This is a genomic window from Bacillus sp. P4_D3, from assembly GCF_056401855.1.
Genome location: NZ_JBFUIN010000004.1, coordinates 43630 through 68912, shown reverse-complemented (window position 1 = coordinate 68912; position 25283 = coordinate 43630). Strand labels below are relative to the sequence as shown.

General features: G+C 37.6%; 18 protein-coding genes and 1 riboswitch. Of the genes, 12 read left to right on the top strand and 6 right to left on the bottom strand.

Translation table 11 applies throughout. From position 1 onward, the window contains the following. The first annotated feature begins 45 nt into the window (after positions 1-45). Positions 46-1404 carry an arsenic transporter gene (locus AC1DTM_RS01645; RefSeq protein ID WP_256416167.1) on the top strand — a complete coding sequence of 453 codons (1359 nt, stop codon included), beginning with the start codon at positions 46-48 and terminating at the stop codon, positions 1402-1404. Positions 1405-1658: 254 nt separating this feature from the next. Here AC1DTM_RS01645 and thiC read toward each other — a convergent pair whose 3' ends face one another. Both thiC and lldP read right to left on the bottom strand, forming a co-directional pair. Beyond that, positions 1659-3419 (bottom strand): phosphomethylpyrimidine synthase ThiC, encoded by a 1761-nt coding sequence (gene thiC / locus AC1DTM_RS01640; protein ID WP_477000009.1) that lies wholly within the window; start codon positions 3417-3419, stop codon positions 1659-1661. Positions 3420-3531: 112 nt separating this feature from the next. Continuing rightward, positions 3532-3647: riboswitch (TPP riboswitch) on the bottom strand. Positions 3648-3717: 70 nt separating this feature from the next. After that, positions 3718-5373 carry an L-lactate permease gene (gene lldP, locus AC1DTM_RS01635; RefSeq protein ID WP_016106648.1) on the bottom strand — a complete coding sequence of 552 codons (1656 nt, stop codon included), beginning with the start codon at positions 5371-5373 and terminating at the stop codon, positions 3718-3720. A gap of 286 nt (positions 5374-5659) precedes the next feature. Here lldP and AC1DTM_RS01630 point away from each other — a divergent pair, with 286 nt between their 5' ends. Next, a complete protein-coding gene (locus AC1DTM_RS01630) occupies positions 5660-5977 on the top strand; it encodes a magnetosome magnetite crystal formation protein family (RefSeq protein WP_002159844.1) in 318 nt (105 codons plus the stop codon). A 132-nt stretch (positions 5978-6109) separates the two neighbouring features. On the opposite strand, the gene AC1DTM_RS01625 is transcribed toward AC1DTM_RS01630, so the two are convergent. Then, positions 6110-6601 (bottom strand): metal-binding protein, encoded by a 492-nt coding sequence (locus AC1DTM_RS01625; protein WP_016106650.1) that lies wholly within the window; start codon positions 6599-6601, stop codon positions 6110-6112. A gap of 47 nt (positions 6602-6648) precedes the next feature. Next, positions 6649-7014, bottom strand: a complete 366-nt coding sequence (locus AC1DTM_RS01620) for a YkvA family protein (RefSeq protein WP_002159842.1) — start codon at positions 7012-7014, stop codon at positions 6649-6651. Positions 7015-7565: 551 nt separating this feature from the next. Here AC1DTM_RS01620 and AC1DTM_RS01615 point away from each other — a divergent pair. The 6 genes from AC1DTM_RS01615 (at position 7566) to AC1DTM_RS01590 (ending at position 16706) form a co-directional block, all read left to right on the top strand. Continuing rightward, positions 7566-9494: an LTA synthase family protein gene (locus AC1DTM_RS01615; protein ID WP_016106651.1), complete on the top strand. Its 1929-nt coding sequence runs from the start codon at positions 7566-7568 to the stop codon at positions 9492-9494. Positions 9495-9976: 482 nt separating this feature from the next. After that, a complete protein-coding gene (locus AC1DTM_RS01610) occupies positions 9977-10861 on the top strand; it encodes a D-amino-acid transaminase (RefSeq protein ID WP_477000008.1) in 885 nt (294 codons plus the stop codon). Positions 10862-11071: 210 nt separating this feature from the next. After that, positions 11072-12814 carry a C40 family peptidase gene (locus tag AC1DTM_RS01605; RefSeq protein WP_477000007.1) on the top strand — a complete coding sequence of 581 codons (1743 nt, stop codon included), beginning with the start codon at positions 11072-11074 and terminating at the stop codon, positions 12812-12814. A 366-nt stretch (positions 12815-13180) separates the two neighbouring features. After that, the gene (locus AC1DTM_RS01600) at positions 13181-14392 is read left to right on the top strand and encodes a NupC/NupG family nucleoside CNT transporter (protein ID WP_070170689.1); all 1212 of its coding nucleotides are present in this window, start codon (positions 13181-13183) and stop codon (positions 14390-14392) included. Positions 14393-14652: 260 nt separating this feature from the next. Continuing rightward, positions 14653-15408: a diguanylate cyclase domain-containing protein gene (locus AC1DTM_RS01595; protein WP_088099690.1), complete on the top strand. Its 756-nt coding sequence runs from the start codon at positions 14653-14655 to the stop codon at positions 15406-15408. Next, entirely contained in the window at positions 15405-16706 is a 1302-nt protein-coding gene (locus AC1DTM_RS01590) for a glycosyltransferase family 2 protein (protein ID WP_477000006.1), read from the top strand. The genes AC1DTM_RS01595 and AC1DTM_RS01590 overlap by 4 nt, the downstream gene beginning before the upstream one ends. A 153-nt stretch (positions 16707-16859) precedes the next feature. On the opposite strand, the gene AC1DTM_RS01585 is transcribed toward AC1DTM_RS01590, so the two are convergent. Both AC1DTM_RS01585 and opuD read right to left on the bottom strand, forming a co-directional pair. Next, entirely contained in the window at positions 16860-16994 is a 135-nt protein-coding gene (locus AC1DTM_RS01585; protein WP_002068447.1) for a hypothetical protein, read from the bottom strand. Positions 16995-17306: 312 nt separating this feature from the next. Then, positions 17307-18815: a glycine betaine transporter OpuD gene (gene opuD, locus AC1DTM_RS01580; RefSeq protein WP_477000005.1), complete on the bottom strand. Its 1509-nt coding sequence runs from the start codon at positions 18813-18815 to the stop codon at positions 17307-17309. Between the two features lie 676 nt (positions 18816-19491). On the opposite strand from opuD, the gene AC1DTM_RS01575 reads away from it, so the two are divergent. The 4 genes from AC1DTM_RS01575 (at position 19492) to AC1DTM_RS01560 (ending at position 25257) form a co-directional block, all read left to right on the top strand. Then, on the top strand, positions 19492-20373 hold the full coding sequence (locus AC1DTM_RS01575; RefSeq protein WP_477000004.1) for a cell wall-binding protein EntA: 882 nt from the start codon (positions 19492-19494) through the stop codon (positions 20371-20373). Between the two features lie 84 nt (positions 20374-20457). Continuing rightward, complete coding sequence (locus AC1DTM_RS01570) at positions 20458-20760, top strand: DUF3910 family protein (protein WP_199715268.1); 303 nt, start codon at positions 20458-20460, stop codon at positions 20758-20760. 137 nt (positions 20761-20897) lie between these two features. Then, complete coding sequence (locus AC1DTM_RS01565; protein WP_016106659.1) at positions 20898-22517, top strand: SWIM zinc finger family protein; 1620 nt, start codon at positions 20898-20900, stop codon at positions 22515-22517. Beyond that, positions 22501-25257: a DEAD/DEAH box helicase gene (locus AC1DTM_RS01560; RefSeq protein ID WP_016106660.1), complete on the top strand. Its 2757-nt coding sequence runs from the start codon at positions 22501-22503 to the stop codon at positions 25255-25257. The genes AC1DTM_RS01565 and AC1DTM_RS01560 overlap by 17 nt, the downstream gene beginning before the upstream one ends. Positions 25258-25283: the final 26 nt, after the last annotated feature.

Sequence of the window (25283 nt, the reverse complement as noted above, 5' to 3'; positions counted from 1 at the left end):
GACAAGCTACATTTGTTCAAGGGAAAATAGAAAGGTAGGTTAAATATGAGCATTGAAATATGGATTACTATTATTGTATTCTTCTTAACAATGATTGTTGTCTTTTGGCGACCCCGTGGCTTAAATGAGGCATGGCCGGCAGCAGTCGGCGCTGGCATTATCCTCATTACTGGACTTGTATCAAAACCAGACGTCATGGACATTATAAGTAAAATCGGCGGTGCCTCTATAACGATACTAGCGACCATCGTTATGGCGGTTATATTAGAAAGCTTCGGCTTCTTCCACTGGTCCGCAGCAAAACTTGCAAATTTAGCAAAGGGCTCCGGTCGCCGTTTATACTGGTATATTCAATTATTATGTTTTCTTATGACTCTTTTATTCAATAACGACGGTAGTATTTTAATTACAACACCGATTTTGATTTTACTTCTGAAAAACCTTCAATTAAAACCTCATCAACAAATCCCTCATTTATTAAGCGGTGCTTTAATCGCCACTGCATCTAGTGCACCAATCGGTGTAAGTAATATCGTAAACTTAATCGCATTAAATATTGTTAATATGACTCTTTATATGCATACAGCTATGATGTTTGTACCTGCAACACTAGGACTACTGTTTATGTCATGGCTCATGTATACAGTTTTAAAGAAAAAACTTCCAGAAAGATTACCTGTTTCTTCATATGATATTGAAGAGATTTTTTTCACGAAAAACTTCCATCCATTAAAAGGAAAAAATTCTGTTGATACAAAACAAAAACGTACAAAATTCATGTTAAAAGTATTAGGCTTCGTCTTCCTTATGCGCTGTCTTCTATTCGTTGCATCCTTCTTATCGATTCCAATCGAAATTGTTGCTGTACTCGGTTCACTCGTTCTTCTCATCTGGAGATGGTACTACTTACGAACAAACCCAGTCGATATTTTGAAAAAGACACCGTGGCACATTTTAATTTTCGCTTTCTCTATGTATGTAATTATTTACGGGCTTCATAACGCAGGATTAACAGCGGCACTTGTAAGTTGGCTCGAACCAGTTGTAAGTCAGCATCTACTCTATGCCAGCTTTGCAATGGGCGGACTCGTTTCCCTCCTCTCTAACGTCTTCAATAACCACCCTGCACTTATGATTGGTACCTTTACGTTAACGGAAATGGGCCTAGATCCAGTCACATTAAAAACTATCTATCTCGCAAATATCATTGGTAGTGACATCGGTTCACTATTATTACCAATCGGTACGCTAGCTTCCCTCATTTGGATGTATATACTAAGACAAAACAAAATTAAAGTGAAATGGAAAGATTATTTAAGCGTATCTCTCATCGTAATCCCACTCACAACAGTCGTCACATTATTCCTCTTATACTACTGGGTACACTTATTCTTCTCCTTATAAAGTGAAACTTTAATCAGTGGGGGGGTTTGTTCATCCCCCACTGATTATTAGCCCTCACCAATCGGGCGTTTACGGGCAGTTTATCTCCCACCTAACTTCTTTGCTCCAGCCGAATTTTGAGGTGGGAGTTTTACTGCCCGACAAATAGCGGGATAGACAACAGAAGCCCCCTTTGCTACCGTCTTAGCAAAGGGGGCTTCTTCTATATTTAAGTTAGGTACAGTGTGATCAATCAAGTAAAGAGGTGTAACGTATTATTGATATAAGTGACTACCAATTTCTTTGAATTCTACCGCTTTCTCTTTCATTCCTTTTTCAATTGCTTCTGTCGTTTCTAAATCATTTTCTTTCGCATATTCACGAATATCATGCGAAATTCTCATACTACAAAACTTCGGGCCACACATTGAACAGAAATGAGCTGTTTTCGCCCCTTCTGCTGGCAACGTTTCATCATGATACTCCATCGCACGTTCAGGATCTAAAGATAAATTAAATTGATCGCGCCAACGGAATTCAAATCGTGCTTTCGAAAGTGCATCATCACGCTGATGAGCCGTTTTATGCCCTTTCGCAAGATCAGCTGCATGCGCAGCGATTTTGTACGTAATAACCCCTTCGCGAACATCATCTTTATTTGGTAAACCTAAATGTTCTTTCGGTGTTACATAACAAAGCATCGCCGTTCCAAACCAGCCAATCATCGCAGCACCAATCGCTGATGTAATATGGTCATAACCTGGTGCAATATCTGTCGTTAAGGGCCCAAGTGTATAGAACGGCGCGCCCTGACAAATATCAAGTTCTTTCTCCATATTTTCTTTAATTAAATGCATCGGTACATGCCCAGGTCCTTCAATCATAACTTGCACATCATGTTTCCAAGCGATTTTTGTTAATTCACCAAGTGTTTCAAGCTCAGAAAACTGTGCTTCGTCATTTGCATCTGCAATAGAACCTGGACGTAATCCATCCCCAAGAGAGAACGAAACATCGTACTGCTTCATAATTTCACAAATCTCTTCAAAATGAGTATATAGGAAGTTTTCTTTATGATGGAATAAACACCACTGCGCCATAATCGAACCACCTCGCGAAACAATACCTGTCATACGCTTTGCAGTAATTGGAATGTAACGAAGTAATACACCAGCGTGAATCGTGAAGTAATCAACGCCTTGCTCCGCCTGCTCAATTAACGTATCACGGTATACTTCCCACGTTAAATCCTCTGCAATTCCGTTTACTTTTTCAAGCGCTTGATAAATTGGCACAGTTCCAACTGGTACCGGAGCATTACGAATAATCCACTCACGCGTTGTATGAATATTTTTACCTGTAGATAAATCCATAATCGTATCTGCACCCCAGCGAGTCGCCCACGTCATCTTCTCTACTTCTTCTGCAATAGAAGACGATACAGCAGAGTTTCCGATATTTGCATTTACCTTTACGTGGAAATTACGTCCAATTATCATCGGTTCCGCTTCAGGATGGTTAATGTTCGCCGGCAAAATCGCACGACCTTCTGCAATCTCCTTACGAACAAATTCAGGCTCTACCCCTTCACGAATCGCAACATATTCCATCTCAGACGTAATAATGCCATTACGCGCATAATGCATTTGCGAAACATTTGCACCTTGCTTCGCTCTAAGCGGCTTACGATCCATTTGCGGGAAAACAGGTGTATGTTTTGAAGCCACTTTCACACCGTCATCCTCTGGTTTCACTTTGCGCCCTTCGTATCCTTCTACATCACCACGCTCCAGGGTCCAAGAGTGGCGCGGCGTTGGAATCCCTTTTTCCAGCTCCACTTTATACTCTGGATCTGTATAAGGTCCACTCGTATCATACACACGGATTGGCGGATTTTGAACACCGTTCGTATCGCTTTGTTCAATCTCGCGCATCGGCACTTTCATACCCGCGCGTGGCCCATCCACATACACTTTCTTACTTCCTGGTAAACTCGATTTCAATTCAATTTGCTCTGCAGAAACAGACTGTTTCATAACCTTTATTGCCCCCCTGTTCGTGACAAGGACGAGATATGGCCAGCGTATGCCAAAATAAAAAGAGCCAGGTCCATAAAAAAATAAGGACCTGGCTCATAAAGACATAATTATGTAAAGCCGTTAACTTCCCTACGCTGGTACGAGCCAGATCAGGTCCAAAGGGTTAAGAAGTTCACACGCTTCTCTCTCAGCCTACGCATACGTTAGGCACCCCTAGTTTATCACTGATTTAATTTTCAATACTTTCCCATCATACCCTATAATCTGAAAAATGCAAAGGTTATTTCTTTTTTGTTTACGGGATCATCCAAGTTAAATAATAAGCCTGCACATACGTCATAATCCCAATAATAGTAACGAAGAATAAACTATGCTTCAATGTAAAGCGGAACAAATCTGACTCTTTCCCAGCAAGTCCAACTGCCGCACAAGCAATCGCAATTGATTGCGGAGAAATCATTTTACCTGTTACACCGCCCGTTGTATTTGCTGCAACGAGAAGCACTTCAGATACACCGACTTGCTGCGCTGTAATTGCTTGTAAATTCGAAAACAGTGCGTTCGCTGACGTATCTGATCCTGTTAAGAATACCCCAATCCAGCCTAAGAATGGTGAGAAGAACGGGAATAGTCCGCCAGTTCCTGCAAGTGCTAACGCTAATGTAGAAGATAAACCAGAATAGTTTGCGATAAATGCGAATCCTAATACGAATCCAATAGATAGAATTGGCATTTTTAGTTCGTTTAACGTTTCTTTAAATGTGGCTACTGCATCTTTTGCACTCATTTTCAAAATAAAGATAGAAATGATACAAGCAATTAAAATTGCTGTTCCAGTCGCTGATAAAACATCTAATTTCAAGATTGCTTCATAAGGTGTTGGTTTATTTACAATTGGCTCTGCTTTCATTACTAAATTGTGCAAGCCTGGAACTTCAAATTTAAATACGAGACTTTCTAAAGCACCACCTGGAGCGAATAATGCTTTAAAGAAACTTTGGCTCCAAATGACTACCATCACAGTTAAAATAATGAACGGAGACCATGCTTTTACTACTTTTCCTACTGTTAGTTTCGGCATAGATGTCGTCGTTGCTGCTACTTCACTATTTGCTTCTTTAGACTGATAAATTTCTTTCGGCTGCCAAACTTTTAAGAATAGCGATAAACTTACTAAACTTACAAGCGCTGACGTAATATCAGGAAGTTCTGGCCCTAAAAACGTCGCTGTAATAAACTGTGTAATTGCAAATGAACTACCGGCTACAAATAAAGCAGGCCACGTTTGTCTTACTCCTTTAAAACCATCCATTAAAAATACGATAAAGAACGGAACAAATAAAGATAAGAACGGTAATTGATGCCCAGCCATTTGTCCAATTTTATGTGGATCAATGCCTGTTACTTGTCCAGCAACTGTAATCGGAATCCCCATCGCTCCGAACGCTACTGGTGCAGTATTTGCGATTAAACAAAGACCTGCTGCATATAAAGGATTTAGCCCAAGACCTGCAAGAAGCGCTGCCGTAATCGCTACTGGTGCACCAAATCCTGCTGCCCCTTCCAAAAATGCTCCAAATGAAAATCCGATTAAAATAACGAGTAAACGATGGTCATTCGTAATGGATAATACAGATGCACGAATGACATCAAATTGACCTGTTTTCACAGAAATTTTATATAAAAATACTGACATAATGATAATCCAAGCAATTGGCCATAATCCGTATAAGAAACCGTATCCGGTCGCTGCCATTGCCATTGTGAATGGCATTTTATACGCAAATAAAGCCACCAAAATCGTTAATACAACTGTAATAAATCCTGCCACATACCCCTTCATGCGGAAAACTGCTAAAGCTAAGAAAAAAAAGATGATTGGAATAAGTGCGACTGCTGCCGAAATCCAAATGTTACCGAACGGATCGTAAACTTGTGTCCATGTGTTCATTGTTCTCTCCCCCTAAAGAATCCCCTTTTAAATAGATATAACCTTATCAATAGACTATCAGGTCATCATACCTTTAAGTCTAAAAAAATATAAACGCCTACGAAAACGTTTTCATTAATTTTATCACACCAATTTTCATTTAAAAAGATTTTTTTGAAAATTTTATTATTTAAACAGAAAATCTTACAAAAACGTCACGTTCTTGTAATGTTAATCGATAGGAAGCTTACCAAATTTACTGCATACTAAAGGTATAACAACGGACATTACTTATGAGGTGATATATATGAACGGAAACAAAATATTAGCAGCTTTATCATACTTTAGTGTATTATTTGCGCCTATCTTATTCCCTATTATCGTGTGGATTGTGGGTGATTCTGAAACGAAACCACATGCAAAACGTGCTCTATGGACACATATTATTCCAAGCATTGCTTCATTTATTGGATTAGTTATTTTAGGAATTATGGGCATCGGATCTGATCAACCAGACGTAACACTTGGAATTGGAGCAATCATCGTCTTATGCATTTGCGGAATCATTAGCTTATACTACTTCATTTGGAATATCGTGAAAGGGATTAAGGTACTGAAAGCTTAGTTTTAAACAAACGTTGGATTAAAAAGAAACTGTCGCATAATCGTAAATGAAATTTTATCGGCGATTCGACAAGAGTAACCTACCTATTAATAAGAAAAAAACCGTCCCAAAATACCTTTTGGGACGGTTTTTTTATCTTCTGCGTTTCTTCTTTTTTCTCATCATTTTCTTTCGGCGCGTATTTGCTTTATCCGCTATAATGTGGAGCGTACTCGCCACAACAATTCCCATTACAAACGTTACAATTTCAACCTCGTATTCCTTCGTAATTTCTATTAAATTTCCGTCGAACGCTATTATATTTAATAGGAATAAAAACGGAGAAAACACGATCAACATATATGCAATACGAATAATATCACCAATTATAATCGTATGTGTGAAGAAGGAACGATGGGGCATTACGCTCCTATATGGATACCAAAAAATGCGCAGGAATCCCCATTTATTATACGCATTACTGTACGTATCTAAATCCGGTGTTAAAAATGAAGTACCTACTAAAAAGCCAATTGCAAAAGTTAATAAAAAATCAAAATTTGTTAATCCATACGAAAAGAGCATAAACAAAACAACCGGAAGGGATATTAAGTTTATTTTCGTATGCGTTCTTCCTGATGGCATAATGCACTTCCTCGCTTACGTTCGCCCTGTCATCCGACAGGTCTCACCTATTGATCTAATTTTTGATCGATAAATGATGTGTCTATATCCGAACCAAACCATTCTGCCAACTTCACTCGTGCCTTATCTTTCACTTCTTCATTTACGTATATCGATGCTTGTAATAGTGCGGCCATTAACGCACCTAAATCATCCGTATAACCAATTCCAGCAACGAAATCTGGGATTGCATCAATCGGTGCAATGAAATAAGCAAGTGCTCCGATTACAATAATTTTCACTCGTTTTGGAACATCCGGTCTTTGCAAAACGTAAAACAACAATAAACTCGCATAGATTACCGACTGCCCTGCCTGCTTCGCAACATGTTTTATTTTCTTCCAAAACGCTTCAACTGAAAATTTTTGTTTCATTCAAAAGCCTYCCTATTTTTCAAAAGAAATAAGCTACAATATGTTATGTTATCAGTAAAAGTTCATCAAAATTACACATAATCTATCAATGAAATTTCATTGTAACAAACAAAACCAAAAAGAACAAGTGTTCGTTAATTTTTTCGTATTTTCCTTCATATAATAGTTTTCTAGACAACCACTTAAAGATTTCTATTCCATATCTCTCAACCAAAAAACTTTCAATTCCGCTTAACATTCTTTTCTATTTTTGTTATATTTTCTAGTTGACGAGCAGATAAACGAATGTTAAAGTTTTCTCTGGTAGTGACAAATCACATACAAAAAATGTAAAATGTTATAGTGTTTCTCAGAAATGAATTTTGTTGTATAATACAGAAATGACGTTATGCTTATGAGCAGCACAAGAAACCAAAAAGGGTATGCATAGTTAAAGTCGTATATGGGTGAATATAGAAACTCTAATTATGACCAAGAAAACTATGTATTTTTTATTTTAACATTTTTCGCTCCAAAATCGACCAAGCCTGATAGAGAAAGGGTGGAAATGAATGAAAGAAACCATGAAATCGCAATTTCAAAATGTGCGTTTCACTTTATTCGTAGCTTTGGCCGTATGGCTAAAAACCTACATCATTACACGCACTAGCTTCGATTTAAAACTTGAATCGTTCATGCAAGAATTCATTTTATTCATTAGTCCATTAGCAGCATCATTACTGTTTGTGGGTCTTGCATTATTTGCAAAAGGGAAAAAACGGAACTATATAGCACTAGGAATTAACTTTATCTTAACGTTCATTCTTGTTGGTAACGTAATGTTCTACGGATTCTACAATGACTTCGTTACTTTACCAGTACTAGGACAAACGTCTAATTTCGGAAGTTTAGGTTCTAGTGTGAAAGAATTATTTAACTACAAAATCATCCTTGCATTTGCGGATATTATCGTATTCTTCGTTCTATTGAAGAAGAAGAAAGTGTTTGCACCGACAGAACGTGTAGCACGCCCGATGCGTTCCCTATACTTCGTGTCAACGGTTGCTATTTTCTGCGTAAACCTAGGATTTGCAGAAGCTGAGCGTCCAGAACTATTAACACGTTCATTCGACCGCGTTATGCTTGTTAAAAACCTAGGATTATATGTACACCAAGCATACGATCTTGGCTTACAAGCAAAATCAAGTTCACAAAAAGCGTTTGCTGATAGTAGTAAATTGCAAGAAGCAGAAAACTATGTGAAAACAACACAAAGTAAACCAGATCCAAATATGTTTGGTACTGCAAAAGGGAAAAACGTAATTGTTGTCTCTCTTGAATCATTACAAACATTCTTAATTGGTGCGCAAGTTAACGGACAAGAAGTTACACCATTCCTAAACCAATTTGCGAAAGAAAGTTATTACTTCGATAACTTCTTCCATCAAACTGGGCAAGGTAAAACGTCTGATGCTGAATTCTTAGTAGATACTTCACTATATCCACTAGACCGCGGTGCTGTATTCTTCACAAATGGTAACAACGAATATACAGCAACTCCAGAAATTTTACGTCAGCAAGGATACTACACTGCAGTATTCCACGCAAACAACGCAACATTCTGGAACCGTAATATTATGTATCCGGCACTTGGTTATGATCGTTACTACAACGAGCTTGACTACAAGATTACGCCAGAAACAAAATTGAACTGGGGACTAAAAGATATCGAATACTTCGATCAGTCTGTCGATATGTTAAAACAAGTGAAGCAACCGTTCTACACTCGCTTCCTTTCTTTAACAAACCATTACCCATTCACTTATGATGACAGTACGAAATTAATCGACGAATACAATTCTGGTGATGGTGTATTTGACCGCTATATGGTAACAGCTCGCTACTTAGACGAAGCAATGAAACACTTTATTGAGCGTCTAAAAGCTGAAGGTATTTACGACAACTCTGTTATCGTATTCTACGGTGACCATTATGGTATTTCTGAAAACCATAACCGTGCAATGGCACAGTTCTTAGGAAAAGAAGAAATTACTACGTTTGACCATATGAACTTACAAAAAACACCGATGTTTATTCACGTTCCAGGTCAAACAGAAGGTAAAACAATTTCAAAACCAACTGGTGAAATTGACATTAAACCAACAATTCTAAACCTACTTGGTGTAGATTCTACTAATGACATTCAATTCGGTCATGACGTATTCTCACCAGATAATAAAGGATTCGTTGTTCTTCGTGACGGTAGCTTCATTACAGATAAGTACATGTACACAAACAGTACATTCTACGACCGTAACACAGGTGAAGTTGTACAATTACCAAAAGAAGAAGCTCAACCAATGATTGATCGTGCACAAAATGAACTAAACATGTCAGACAAAATCATTGGAGGCGACTTACTTCGCTTCTCTGAAAGCAATAAGATCAAAACTGGTGAAGTAAAAACGGCTATTAAGGAAGACAAGAAGAGCGCTGAGTAATCTCAGCCTCTTTTTTTATTTTCCTCTCTACAAATTCTTCTATACATTAACTTTAAAATTACATAACCTTCATCTAATATTTACACCACATTAACGAAACATCTTTATAATAAAATATGTAAACGAGTTTCCACATATTTCTTATCTCTCATCTTTAATAAGATCCCTTAGAGAAATATGCGCATCATTTGTTTTCAACTTTCTTATAATTGTCTTTCCAAGTGTTTTGTTTGCATAAATGAAACCTTTAAAGACGATGTCCCTATGAAAGATAGCTACCCTCCTTGTGCAACATTCCATACGAATGTTGCTTTTTTTTTTCAAAAAGCAGGATTCTTATTTCTCATTTTCGAATTTGTATATACAAAATGCTATAAATCACCACTACTTCTCTATGATTTACAAATACATATACGTCATATGTAGAGAATTGCTTACATAAAAATTACTATAGTGATTTTTATTCATGTACTAACGAAAGGATGGGACGAAAATTGGCATACGAAAGATTTGTACTATGGAATGATGCAGTTATTGATACAACGAAACATCGCGCGTACATAGAACTTGAAGAAAGAGGTTTACAATTTGGCGATGGAGTCTATGAAGTTATTCGCCTTTATAACGGAAATTTTCACTTATTAGACCCACATTTAACAAGATTATATCGATCCATGGAAGAAATAGAATTATCACTCTCTTTCTCAAAAGCCGAACTCATCACCTTACTCTACAAATTAATTGAAAACAATAATTTCCACGAAGACGGAACAATTTACTTACAAGTATCTCGTGGTGTACAAGCTCGAGCACATGCATTCTCATATGACACATCTCCGACAATCTATGCTTATATTTCAAAAAAAGAAAGACCATCTTTATGGATTGAATACGGTGTACGTGCTATATCAGAACCTGATACACGCTGGCTCCGCTGTGATATTAAATCGCTAAATTTATTACCAAATGTATTAGCTTATACGAAAGCTGAACGCAAAGGGTGTAAAGAAGCACTTCTCGTACGAAATGGTATTGTAACGGAAGGTAGCCATTCTAACTTCTTTCTCATAAAAAACGGAACGCTATATACACATCCAGCTAATCATCTTATTTTAAACGGAATTATTCGTCAGTACATCCTTTCTTTAGCTAACACCCTTCAACTTCCTGTACAAGAAGAGCTTTTCAGCGTTCGCGATGTTTATCAAGCCGATGAATGCTTCTTTACGGGAACGACTATTGAAATTTTGCCGATGACCCATCTCGATGGAACTGCGATTCAAGATGGTCAAGTTGGCCCTATCACCAAATTACTACAAAGGTCATTTTCTCAAAGTCTTTTAAAATCCAACAGCACATCTTCCTAAATACGAATAATCTTCTCATTTTCCACATCAAATATATGTATTTAAATGGAAATCAAGGTGTGAATTTATGCCTTGATTTTTTCTTGTAATCTTTTTGTCATATTCAGATTCCCGCATAAGTCTTGACAGTAATCGACATGCTCTTTAGAATTTTTAACAGTTGGTAAATATTTCTTCACTACATTACAGACAGAAAGGAATCGACAAATTATGAAAAAATACCTTGCCGGTCTTGCGGCAGTGTCTGTAGCAGGAGGAGCAGCACCTACACTTGATAGTGTTCAAGCTGCCCCTGAACAAAATACACAAAGAGCTGCTACACAAACTGTCCAAGCTTCCGCATCAAACAATTCATCATATACGGTGAATGCTAGCGTGCTACATGTTCGCGCAGGATCAAGTACTTCTCACGACGTCATCTCTCGCGTTTATAATGGTCAATCATTAAACGTAATTGGAGAAGAAAATGGTTGGTTCAAAATTAACCATAATGGACAAACAGGCTATGTTAGTGGCGAATTTGTATCAAAAAATGGTGCAAAAACAAATAACAATTTAAGTACAGGTGGCAACAATAAAGTTACTGCTGATGTATTACGTGTACGTACAGCTCCTAACACTTCTAGTTCTGTTTCAGGACGTGTATATAAAGGACAAACTTTAAACGTAATTGGAGAAGAAAATGGTTGGGTGAAAATCAACCATAACGGACAAACTGGTTATGTTAGTAGCCAATTTGTATCAGGCGCTTCTTCAAATACTGGCTCTACAAGCAATAACAACAATAGTAACAATGAAGCAACTGTTCAACCAGCAAGCGGAAACTATACAGTAAATGTATCTTCCCTTCGCGTTCGTACAGGTCCTAGCACTTCTCATCCAACTGTAGGTTCTGTTAAACAAGGACAAGTAGTACAAGTTGTAGGCGAAGTTCAAGATTGGTTCAAAATCAATTACGCAGGACAAACAGCTTACTTAAGCAAAGACTACGTAACAAAAGGCGGTTCTAACGAAAACGTCACTCAAGGTAACAACCAAGAGCAAAATAATAAGCCAGAACAAAACAAGGATGTAACTGTTCAAACTGGTGGTACTTACGTCGTTAACGCAACATCTCTACGTGTTCGTACAGGCCCTGCTGCTTACCATAGTGTAATTGGCGGCGTGTTAAATGGTACAACATTAAACGTAGTTGGATCTGAAAACGGCTGGTTTAAAGTAAACTACCAAGGAAAAACAGGCTATGTTAGTAGCGAATTTGTAAAATTCGTTAAAGGTGGCACTGCTACTCCTGAACAACCGAAACAACCTGATCAAGGTACAATTGGCGACTACTACATTAATGCTTCTGCACTAAATGTACGTAGCGGCGAAGGTACAAATTATAGAATCATAGGCGCACTTCCACAAGGACAGAAGGTTCAAGTAATCTCTGAAAACTCTGGATGGAGCAAAATTAACTACAACGGTCAAACTGGTTACATCGGAACACGTTTCCTATCTAAAACACCAGTTGGTGGCGCAGTAGATAATAAGCCTAACGACAATCAAAATAACAATCAAAATAATAACAATAACACTAATAATAGCGGTGACAGTTCTTCTCTACTTGCATACGCGAAATCTATGCAAGGCGTACCATACGTTTGGGGCGGTACTTCTGCTAACGGTGTTGACTGCAGTGGTTACATCTACCACGTATTTAAGAAATTTGGTCATAACATTAGCCGTCAAAGTGTTGCTGGATATTGGAGCAGCTTACCACAAACTTCAAGTCCACAACCTGGAGACTTAATTTATTTCAAAGACACTTATAAAGCAGGTCCTTCTCACATGGGTATCTACCTTGGGGGCGGATCATTTATCCAATCTGGAGATAAAGGTGTAGCAATCGCTTCATTAAACAATTCTTATTGGAAAAGCCATTTCTTAGGGTATACGAAAGCACCTTAAGTTATAGTTTCAGAGCCTTCTAGTTTACTAGAGGGCTCTTTTTATTATGTGTTCCCTATATCCCCCTCCTTTTACTCTCTATCCATGAAAAAATAATGTATCCATTTTCCTATTTCGTACACTATATTCCATAAAAATTGTCCAAAACGTTATCATAATGAATATATTTCCACAAAAAACATAACCTATTTCATGTCAATTCATTTCATATGTGTTTTTTCAAAGAATTTTCTTTTTATTTAAACTTTTCGTTAGACGTTTGACCTCCGATGTCCATTATGATAAGTTACTTAAGATGTTATATTCGCAAAAGTATAGACAACTGGTTTATACACTTTTTTACTATGAGGAAGGAGCATACACTGCATGAATATTTTATGGGGAATTGGCGGCGTGATTGGAGTATTAGCAATCGCTTTCTTATTATCTTCCAACCGCAAAGCTATTAATTGGCGCACAATTTTAATCGCGCTAGCATTACAAATGACATTTTCATTTATTGTATTACGATGGGATGCTGGAAAAGCAGGCTTAAAAATTGCTGCTGACGGTGTTCAAGGATTAATCAATTTTTCTTACGAGGGAATTAAGTTCGTTGCTGGGGATTTAGTCAACGCAAAAGGACCTTGGGGATTTATCTTCGTTATTCAAGCACTACTTCCAATTGTATTTATTAGTTCATTAGTTGCAATCTTATATTACTTAGGTATTATGCAGAAATTAGTTAGTTTCATTGGTGGTGCATTAAGTAAACTTCTTGGAACTTCTAAGGCAGAAAGCTTAAATGCAGTAACGACTGTATTTTTAGGACAAACAGAAGCACCAATTTTAATTAAACCTTACTTAGCACGTTTAACTAACAGTGAGTTCTTCACTATTATGGTAAGTGGTATGACAGCTGTTGCCGGATCGGTTCTTGTCGGCTATGCAGCGATGGGCATTCCGTTAGAGCATTTATTAGCAGCAGCAATTATGGCAGCTCCATCAAGTTTATTAATTGCAAAATTAATTATGCCAGAAACAGAAAAAGTAGATAATAACGTTGAACTTTCTACAGAACGTGAAGATGCGAACGTTATTGACGCAGCTGCACGCGGTGCATCTGAAGGTATGCAACTTGTTATTAACGTAGCAGCAATGTTAATGGCTTTCATCGCATTAATCGCTTTATTAAATGGCCTATTAGGATTGGTTGGTTCTTGGTTCGATATTAAACTTAGCCTTGATTTAATCTTCGGTTACTTACTATCACCATTTGCAATCTTAATCGGGGTTTCACCAGGTGAAGCCGTGCAAGCAGCAAGTTTCATCGGTCAAAAACTTGCAATCAACGAATTCGTTGCATATGCAAACTTAGGACCACACATGGCAGAGTTCTCTGCAAAAACAAATATGATTTTAACATTCGCAATCTGTGGTTTTGCAAACTTCTCTTCTATCGCAATTCAATTAGGTGTAACAGGAACATTAGCTCCTACTCGCCGTAAACAAATTGCACAATTAGGGATTAAAGCAGTTATCGCTGGTACACTAGCGAACTTCTTAAACGCAGCAGTTGCAGGTATGATGTTCCTATAAATTCATGAAAGCCTCCTTTTTAAAAAGGAGGCTTTTTTATATAGTATAAACATAATTTTTATATATATTAAATCCTTTATGTCTAGATGTATAGACAATATGTTACAATAATTAGTATGTCTGTTTATTTTTTCTTGTACAAGAGGGATACTACTTGATGTCGCTCGCTAAAAAAGGACTTCCAGCTACATGGTCCATTTCTTAATAATTGTGCATACTACAAATATCCAGCACGAATTATCTTTAAGGAGGAACGTTTCGTGAAAGATAAGTCCTATAAAGTCCTCTCTATGTGGATTTTACAAATTTTATTTTATTTTACTACTGTACATGTGACGAAATATGAGCACGCGCTCATTTTTACAATTATATATGTCATCATAAATGTACTATTCCTATTTTTAGCTGATAAAACAGCATTTATTTTCTTCATACTGGGAACCATTATTTCAGTATTCTATTTATTTTATGAAGCATGGCTTCACTTATGGAGTACATCAGATCAATGGGAATATATTATTACCCACTTCCTGATGGCAGCTAACTTCTTCATTGTTTATATTTCAACCCATCTATTAAAAAAGGTTATCCTTAAAAATAAAGAGTTAACTGAACGAGTGAGAGTGCTTGAGCAATACATTGGAGAATCAAAATTATTAACAAGACAAGAATTCGAAAGACGACAAGCATTATTAACAACTGCGATGAATCGTCGGAATGAAACAGGCATTATCATTTTCTTCGATTTCACTTCCTTTAGTAAATATACGAAGGAAAGCGTCATGGATCGTGTAGCTTCATTATTAGTTGATACAGTCAGAACTGACTTTGACCTTGCTGCTGAATATGACAGCAACACATTAGTCATTTTATTACAAAACACAAATAAAGCCGGTGCTGACATTGTAATGAACCGTCTACATCCAAAAATGAAGCAATGGCTTGCTGCTGAAGCAATTCAAGATATTAAAATAAAACGAGAACAAATCAATACAAAAGGACATACCCCACTATGATGACACTCGTTATACTCCTTTTATTTATTCTGTTCTGCGTACTTGTTTTCTGGATCAGCATCACATTTTCAATTAAATATGTATTGATTTTTACCGCCTTTCTATTCTCTACTTTACTCGTGTATTACTCTTTCTTAACAATTGCGGGCTTAATTCATCGAAATAGTAAACGAAAAGATCGTACGCTAGAACATTATCCAAGTGTAGATATTTTAATACCTGCCCATAATGAAGGGGTTGTTATTAAAGATACATTGGAAGCGATGGCAAAGATTGAATACCCAGGCAAACTAAACGTTTATTTATTAAACGATAACTCTCAAGATGAAACACCTGAAATTGGCGATGATTTCGACAGAGCTTATGCTCATATTCATCACATTCGTGTACCACCTGGCGAACCGAAAGGAAAATCGCGTGTATTAAACTACGGCCTTAGCATTTCGGATGGTGAATATTTCTGTGTTTACGATGCAGATAATCAACCTGAACCACATGCACTGCGAATGCTCGTAGAACATGCTGAAACAACAAAGGATGCCGTTGGAGCAGTTGGACACGTTCGTACAGTAAATGAAAAAAGAAATTGGCTTACACGAATGATTTCATTAGAATTTCAGATTTTCCAGCTCCTTATGCAATCTGGACGCTGGCTATTATTCCAAACAGGTTCACTAACCGGAACAAATATGCTTCTTCGTCGTTCCGCATTAGAAGAACTTGGCGGCTATGACCCTTATGCAATCGCAGAGGATGCCGAATTAACATTAAGAATTACCCAAAAGGGCTATCTCTTACCAATCGTCCCGGAATCGATTACATGGGAACAAGAACCTGAGCATTTAAACATTCTTATTAAACAGCGTACACGTTGGCTTCAAGGAAACTTATACATTTTAGAAAAAATGTTTTCTTCGTTAAGCTTCTTTAAAGGAAAACTTCTCGTCCATTCCTTACAACAAGTTTTAGTGTATGTCGTATTTTGGCTATTCCTAATCATTTCAAACGTTTGGTTTGTAATTGGACTGCTCGGCATATTCCAAATTCAATATAGCATTCCATTACTATTTATGTGGTATGTCGCATATATTACATATGTTTCTCAATTATTTAGTGCCCAGAGCGTCGAACGAACCTTTACACCGACCAATATTTTCATAAGCGTCATTATGTACTTTACGTACGCACAGCTCTTTACGTATTTGTTTATTCGCAGTCTCATTCTTTACTTACGTGCAAAGAGCAAGAAACAAGTAATTGGTTGGGATAAAACAGTACGATTTAAAAAAGAAAAATAGATTTCATTAAAAAATAAGCACAGAGCGCCGTATGCTCTGTGCTTATTTTTTACCGTAATACTATATATCAGACAATACCCCTTAGCAGAAAGTTATTTCACGTCCATCCCCCAACGAACGATCGACCTTCATTTATATACGAAAAAGTGATTGCTATTTTTGTAGAACCAATTGCTTCTCTTGATGCTCTTTACGAGTTTCAGTCTTCGGTTCCGTGCTTTCTTGGGCATTTCGATGTGCCACACGTTTCAAGCAAATATGCTTCCACTTTCTTTCGTAACGTTTCATTATTCTAGTTGTCCCCCTTGAATGCGATTTAAAACTATTTGAAATCGCTTACAGGAAATAATATAGCACATATACATAAAAGTGACAACACATTTCCGACATATTTTTGTCACAAATATGAATATAATGTGTAAAATATCGGATATTGTCGAACCATATCGATTTTTCTTTTTAAATTACCGATATCTATAGTATTCCGCAACAAAGTAATGCTTTTCCTACAATAGGATAGAACAGTGAAAAAGGACTGCCGACATTCGACAGTCCTAATACTATTTATATATACAGAATTTTTTTCTTCTATTATTAATTTTATTTCATACGCCCTTCTTTTTGCAACTCTTTAAATAGTGCTGCAATCATAAAGAAAATAACAAATACAAATGGGAATGCCGCAATAATCGACGCAGTTTGCAGCGCCTCTAATCCACCGACATACAATAAGGTCGAAGCTATCGCCGCTAGAACAATACCCCAAACCATTTTGATGCGATTTGGTGGGTTTAAGCTACCATGTGTCGTTAACATCGCTAGAACAAACGTAGCAGAGTCTGCCGATGTAATAAAGAATGTTGAAATAAGTAAAATAGCTAACACACATAAAGCCGGGCCCATACTACCCATCTGGTCTAACATAGCAAACAATCCTACTTCTGTGCCCATTTCTTTAATTTGACCATATATATTCGCCCCGTCGAACAATTCCATATGAATACCTGTTCCTCCGAAAACAGAGAACCAAAGCGCACCAATTACTGTTGGTACGAGTAACACACCAATAACAAATTCACGAATTGTACGCCCGCGTGACACACGAGCAATAAACGTACCTACGAATGGTGACCATGCAATCCACCATGCCCAGTAGAAAATTGTCCATGACTGAATCCATTGATTTCCGCCTTCATTTAATGGACTTAAACGGAAACTCATACTTGGTAATTCTTGAATGTATGATCCGATTGTTGAAGTGAAATAATTCATAATAAAGTTTGTTGGACCTGCAAATAATACAATTATCATAAGTGCAAACGCTAAAATAATATTCGCATTACTTAAATATTTAATTCCTTTATCGAGTCCCGTTTGCGCAGATAGCATATAAAGAACAGTTACAATTCCAATGATTACTAGCTGTGTCGGTAATGAGTTTGGAATGGATGTTAAATAACTAACACCACCCGCAATTTGCTTCGCCCCAAGTCCTAATGATGTTGCCACACCAAATACTGTCGCAAATACAGCTAGAACATCAAACATATGTGCAATACGGCCATGTTCACCGCCTTTAAATAGTGGACCCACTGTCGCACTAATTGTACTTGCTCTTCCTTTTCTAAATGTAAAATACGCAATACATAATGCTACAAGTGCATATAATCCCCACGGATGTAATCCCCAATGGAAAAATGAGAAACGAAGTGCAAGACGTGCACTCTCTTCAGTCGCACCCTCTCCAAACGGAGGTGTGTATAAATGATTCAATGGTTCTGCAACGCCCCAGAAAACCAAACCGATTCCCATACCGGCACTAAATAACATAGCAAACCATGTCATATAACTATAATCAGGTTCATCATCATCTTTACCTAAACGAATCGAACCGTACTTAGAAACAATTAAGAAAATAGCAATTCCTAAGAAAATAGAAACGGAAATAATATAGAACCATCCAAACTTACTAACTAACGCAGCTTGAATTGCAGTCGTTACATTTCCTAAGCTACCTTTTCCAATAATAGATTCGGGAATAATCCCCCAAAGTGTAAATGTAATACATAATGTTAATGAGACAATAAATGTTTTCGTCAGTTTCCTCATCAAATCCCCCTTCTTATGTTTCATTTCTTGTGAATATCATAAATTCCGATGTGTTAAATCGGATAGAAAACCATAGTTTTTTGTGGTGATTTTCTTTCGGCTCTCTCAAGTTTGCCTTCACCAATTAGAGTTCTTATGGACAGCCTTACCTTCCGTACAACCTTTTCACTCTGCAAGAGCTACAAGATTGGAATACTACTGTCAAATTGTGTGAGAAAAATGCGGATGGGAAGAGATTTTCCCAAAAAAGGATGTGTTACAGTTTTAAAAAAGGGCAGATTTATTCTTTATAACCCTTTCTTCTTGTAACAATTATGCGGTTTTTTTGCTAGTATATAGCGCGTGTTTATAACTTCACAAACGAGATGTTTATGTTTATATAACTATATTACCCATAAAACGGTAAAATACTCAAGGAATGTAACTGTATAGTAATCATTTTGTAACACGTTAGTAATACTTTTATCTCCACTGAAAAAAATGTTGTAGTAAAAATTTTGACTATAACTATAAACCTACTAAAAGTACGGAGTGAAAAACGCTTCCCTCTAATTCTAGCTATATTACAAATTGTTAACGACTTATTACGAATGGTTTGTAATTGTGTGTTTTCCCAAAATCCGAAAAAATCTGTTGCTATAATGAGGACACGAAAACAAACGCAATGGAGGCTATCATGAAAAAATTAATTGGAATAGCAACAGCAGCAGTTTTTGGTCTTGGGATTTTCACCGCATCTGCTAACGCAGAAACTGTTGTAAAAACAGACGTACTAAATGTACGAGAAAACCCTACTACTGAATCAAAAGTTGTCGGTAAATTACAGAATGGTCATAAATTAGATGTTCTAAATACAGAAAACGGATGGTCACAAATCAAATTAGATGGTAAAGACGCATTCGTAAGTACAGAGTTTACAAAGAACTCTTACTATGTAACAGCTAACGTATTAAATGTACGTGCTGAAGCGAACACAAACTCAGAAATTCTTGGAACGCTTAAGAAAGACGATATGATCGAAACAACGAACCAAGTACAAAATGAGTGGTTACAATTTGAATATAACGGGAAAACGGCTTATGTTCATGTTCCTTTCTTAACAGGTACAGCACCTGTTATCGAGAAACAAGAAACGCCTGCTCCTGCTCCTGCTAAAGCTCAAGCGCCAGCTAAGGCTCAAGCACCTGCACCAGTAAAAACAGCTGCTAAGCCTGCTGTGAAAGCTGCTGAAACTAGCGAACCTTCTAATGGTCGTGAGTTAACAGTTGTAGCTACAGCATATACAGCTCATCCGAGCGAAAACGGTGGCACATACGGCGGCCGTGTATTAACTGCAATGGGTCATGACCTAACAGCGAACCCAAACATGAAAATGATCGCTGTTGACCCGAAAGTAATCCCATTAGGATCTAAAGTATGGGTTGAAGGTTATGGAGAAGCAATCGCTGGTGATACTGGCGGTGCAATTAAAGGTAACCGTATCGACGTTCTACTTGGATCAGATAGCGCTTCTCAAAAATGGGGACGCAAAACTGTTAAAGTGAAAATTTTAAAATAACCAATGACTGCTAAATTACAGCCGGTTCTCTTTATTGAGAGCTGGCTTTTATTTTTTTATAATAGCTATAAGGGGGTTATGTCCATGAATATACAAGCAAAAGTAGACTGGGTCGGTACACCAAAACCGTACATATATAAAGATGATGTAACATATGATGCAATCGCAATTGACTTCTCGCTAACAAACGATGACAATCGCTATAAATTAATTGTGCTCAAGTCTGAAGAAAATACACATTACAAACTCGTACAATACGGAATAAAACCAGGCTCTCAAAAGCCATTCCCTATTGATATTCCATTCGAGCAAAACATGTTACCAATTATAAAACAAATATTACATGATCCATATGTAAAAGCGGTATTACAAGAATCACGCTCTTAATTCCCAAAAAGGATGTTCCTAGTAGGAAAGTTCAACTAGGCAACATCCTTTTTTGTAATCAGAATTTCATTTTTTCTGTTTTGAGCATTTTTTGTTTATAATGGTAAAGGAAAGAAATCTGTGTACGGAGGAATATTATGCTGCAAGACTCAATTACGAAAGATGAAATTATGATGATTGCGAATGAATTCGTTCAAGGGCTTGATCCACAGCAAGTTGCTGATCAGGAGCATGTCGCTACAGCTCGGCACCTATATCGTAGTGGTGTTGTCTATAACGTTGACTTTGATGGCTATACACTATCCGGAACTGTAAATGCTGAAGGCAGTGTATATAGCGTTCACATCCCGATTCGTAATGTCACTGAAAGCTATTGCGATTGCTTCGCGCCAACGCAATGTCAGCATATGCTTGCTGTGTTACTATCTGCAGCTTCTAGTTTTGGGCAGGTAGGAGATGTATTAACTTTATTCAAAAATAATACAAAACCTTCTCTTCCTCCTATTCGAACTGCACGACAAGTATTGCAATCATCAGCTTTTGAAGAAATGGATTATAAAAGTTGGCAAACATACTTTGAAAATGAATATGAATCATTTAAAAAAGAACAAGCGCGGCTCACTTATAAACAAATGTATTTTCTTATGAGTCTTTTTACAGACTTCTATACAAAATTAGAGCGGAAAGCTCCGCGCATCGTTGCTATTCATGAATTATTTAAGTTGCACGCGGCACTTTATTGCTTTCAAAAATTATTAGAAGAAATTCAAGAATTTGAAGCAAACAAACTATATTCTTATCACCAACCAGTTAACGTCGTTCGCCTATTCGTTGATAAAGTTGAATCTACCGTTAGGGACCTAAAAACAGAGGAGATTCCAGAAGAATCCAAACCGATTTTACAAGAAACAGCTCGGCTCATACATGAAGCATTCTTCTCTACCGATGCCTATACACAAGAGCGATTCTTCATTTATCGTCACGTATGGGGTGAACTGTTAAGAACAGAAGAGCAGCTACAAGAAGAAGAAAAACGAATCGATGCTAAAATCAATCCACTTTCCAAAGCATTAGCATCTTCTCATCTGCTCTTTTTAAATAATGAAGACTTATCGGCAATGGAATTACTCAAAAAACAGCCTGCTTCTGTTGTGAGCCTTTACTTCTATTGGTTAGAAGAGTTATTAAGTGCGATGCAGTGGGACCGTGCTAAAAGCTGGCTTTCCTTTACTTATAAACAAGTAAAAGAAACGATAACGGAACAAGAGAATACCGTCTTCATACAAGATATCGTTCGATTATTTGTGATGATGTATGAGACATATGCAACGCATACGAATGAACAAGCGGGATTAGAAATGATTTTACAAGAACTATTACCGTATAGTTTCACAAATTATGAACAATACGTACTAGCGAAGAAACAATACCATGCATGGACGGAACTTCAGCTCTTGTATGGATTCGAAGTAATCGAACTTTTGAAAGAACCATTGAAAGATATTGAAAAAGAAGCGCCCGAAGCAGCACTTCCTCTTTATCACCATGCCGCAATGGAAGCAATTGAAGAGCGAAATCGCAAATCATATAAACGTGCCGTTCGTTACTTAAAGAAATTACGGATGCTTTATAAACGACTGAAGCGAACTGATGAATGGGATTCTTTCATTATTCATATCGCTAACTTACATTCACGTCTGCGTGCACTACAAGAGGAATTACGGAGAGGAAAATTAATCGATGATCATACAAACTGAAGTAACAATTAGGCTCCAGCACGTTAGTCAAGGTTGGTTCCTTTGGGGAGAAGATGATAGCGGTACGCTCTTATCCGTAGCAACTTGGAAAAAAAATGCATTCGCATGGCACTCTACTTCCTTCTACGGAACGTTTTTAAAAGAAGCAACGTATGAGGGAAAACAAGGCGTTATGTTAACGAATGCACAGGCATTTGAATACATCGCAAATAAACCGATGAATTCATTTGCAAATATGCAAATGAACGGTCCTATTACGGCACTTACAAAGGACGCAAGTGAATTATGGGACGCTTTCGTCAGCGGCAGCTTCGCACCTGACATGAAGCATTGGTCTCAGCAGCCATCTTGGAAAGTTCAGAATACCTCAATTGAAGATGACATGTTAGCATCGCTTTTCTCTGCCGCTGTGAACGAAAGTATTTTGCAAGATGCTCGCTCAAATGACGGATGGGAAGATGCAAAGAGACTATATGAACATTACGACTTTACGAAAAGGCAATTGGAAGCAGCACTACATGAAGAAGATTGGCTTCGAAAAATTGGTTACATTGAAGATGACCTTCCATTTACAGTCGGCTTAAGACTACAAGAACCGCAAGAAGAACTTGAAATGTGGAAGCTTGAAACAATCGTTACACCAAAACGTGGTGCGCATCGCATATATGTATATGAAAGTATCGATTCCTTGCCAAAACGATGGCACGATTACGAAGAACGGATTCTTGAAACACAAGAAGGATTCAGTAAACTCGTACCGTGGCTAAAAGAGGACGACAAGTTCCGAGAAGAACTCTTTGAAACGGAAGCTTGGAACTTCTTAACCGAAGCAAGCAATGAATTACTAGCAGCAGGTATTACAATTTTACTACCATCATGGTGGCAAAATTTAAAAGCAACAAAACCAAGGTTACGTGTACAGCTGAAGCAAAGTACAGCACAAACACAGTCTTTCTTCGGTATGAATACGCTCGTTAATTTCGACTGGCGCATTTCAACGGACGGAATTGATTTATCAGAAAGCGAATTTTTCGAACTCGTTGAGCAGAACAAGCGTCTTTTCAATTTAAATGGTCAATGGATGAGACTTGATCCTGCCTTTATTGAAGAAGTAAGAAAACTAATGCACCGTGCCGATAAATATGGACTAGAAATGAAAGACGTGTTGCAGCAACATTTATCTAGCACGGCGGAAACAGAAATTGTAGAAGACGATAGTCCGTTTAGCGATATTGAAATCGAACTAGATGGATATTATGAAGAACTTTTCCAAAAGCTTCTGCACATTGGAGATATTCCAAAAGTAGATACACCATCTTCGCTACAAGCAACACTCCGCCCGTATCAACAACACGGGATTGAATGGTTGCTATACTTACGAAAGCTTGGATTTGGGGCATTATTAGCCGATGATATGGGACTTGGAAAAAGTATTCAAACGATAACTTACTTACTATACGCTAAAGAAAACAATCTCCAAACAGGTCCTGCATTAATTGTGGCACCAACATCAGTCCTTGGAAATTGGCAAAAAGAATTCGAGCGTTTCGCACCAAGTTTACGTGTTCAGTTACACTATGGTAGTAACCGAGCTAAGGATGAGTCATTTAAAGATTTTCTTCAATCAGCAGATGTTATATTAACTTCTTATGCATTAGCTCAGCTTGATGAAGAAGAACTTAGTACGTTATGCTGGGACGCTGTTATTTTAGACGAAGCACAAAATATAAAAAACCCACATACGAAACAGTCGAAAGCAGTAAGAAACTTACAAGCAAATCATAAAATTGCTTTGACCGGTACACCGATGGAAAACCGACTTGCTGAGCTTTGGTCTATTTTCGACTTTATCAATCATGGGTATCTCGGAAGCTTAGGACAATTCCAGCGCCGCTTCGTCACACCGATTGAAAAGGACCGCGATGAAGGAAAAATCCAGCAAGTTCAGCGGTTTATCTCGCCGTTTTTACTGCGTCGTACGAAGAAAGATCAAACAGTCGCATTAAACTTACCAGATAAACAAGAACAGAAAGCTTATTGTTCACTAACTGGTGAACAGGCTTCCTTATACGAACAACTTGTTCAAGATACATTGCAAAATGTAGAAGGATTAAGCGGAATTGAAAGACGCGGATTTATATTACTTATGCTGAACAAGCTAAAACAAATTTGTAACCATCCAGCCCTTTATTTGAAAGAAGAAGAACCACAAAATATCGTCGAGCGCTCTATGAAAACAAAAACGGTAATGGAGCTCATCGAAAATATAAAAGACCAAAATGAAAGTTGCTTAATCTTCACTCAGTACATTGGCATGGGGAACATGCTAAAAAGTATGTTAGAAGAAACATTCGGTCAGCGCGTCCTCTTCTTAAACGGGAGCGTACCGAAGAAAGAGCGTGACAAGATGATTGAGCAGTTCCAAAACGGAACGTATGACATCTTCATCTTATCGTTAAAGGCTGGTGGAACAGGATTAAACTTAACTGCTGCCAACCATGTCATTCACTATGACCGTTGGTGGAATCCAGCTGTAGAAAACCAAGCAACAGACCGTGCTTATCGCATCGGTCAAAAACGCTTCGTTCACGTTCATAAGCTTATTACAACGGGAACACTCGAAGAGAAAATTGATGAAATGTTAGAACGAAAACAATCATTAAACAACGCCGTCATTACAAGCGATAGTTGGATGACCGAGCTATCAACAGACGAACTAAAAGAATTACTTGGCGTATAAAGTGAAACTTTAATCAGTGGGGGTTT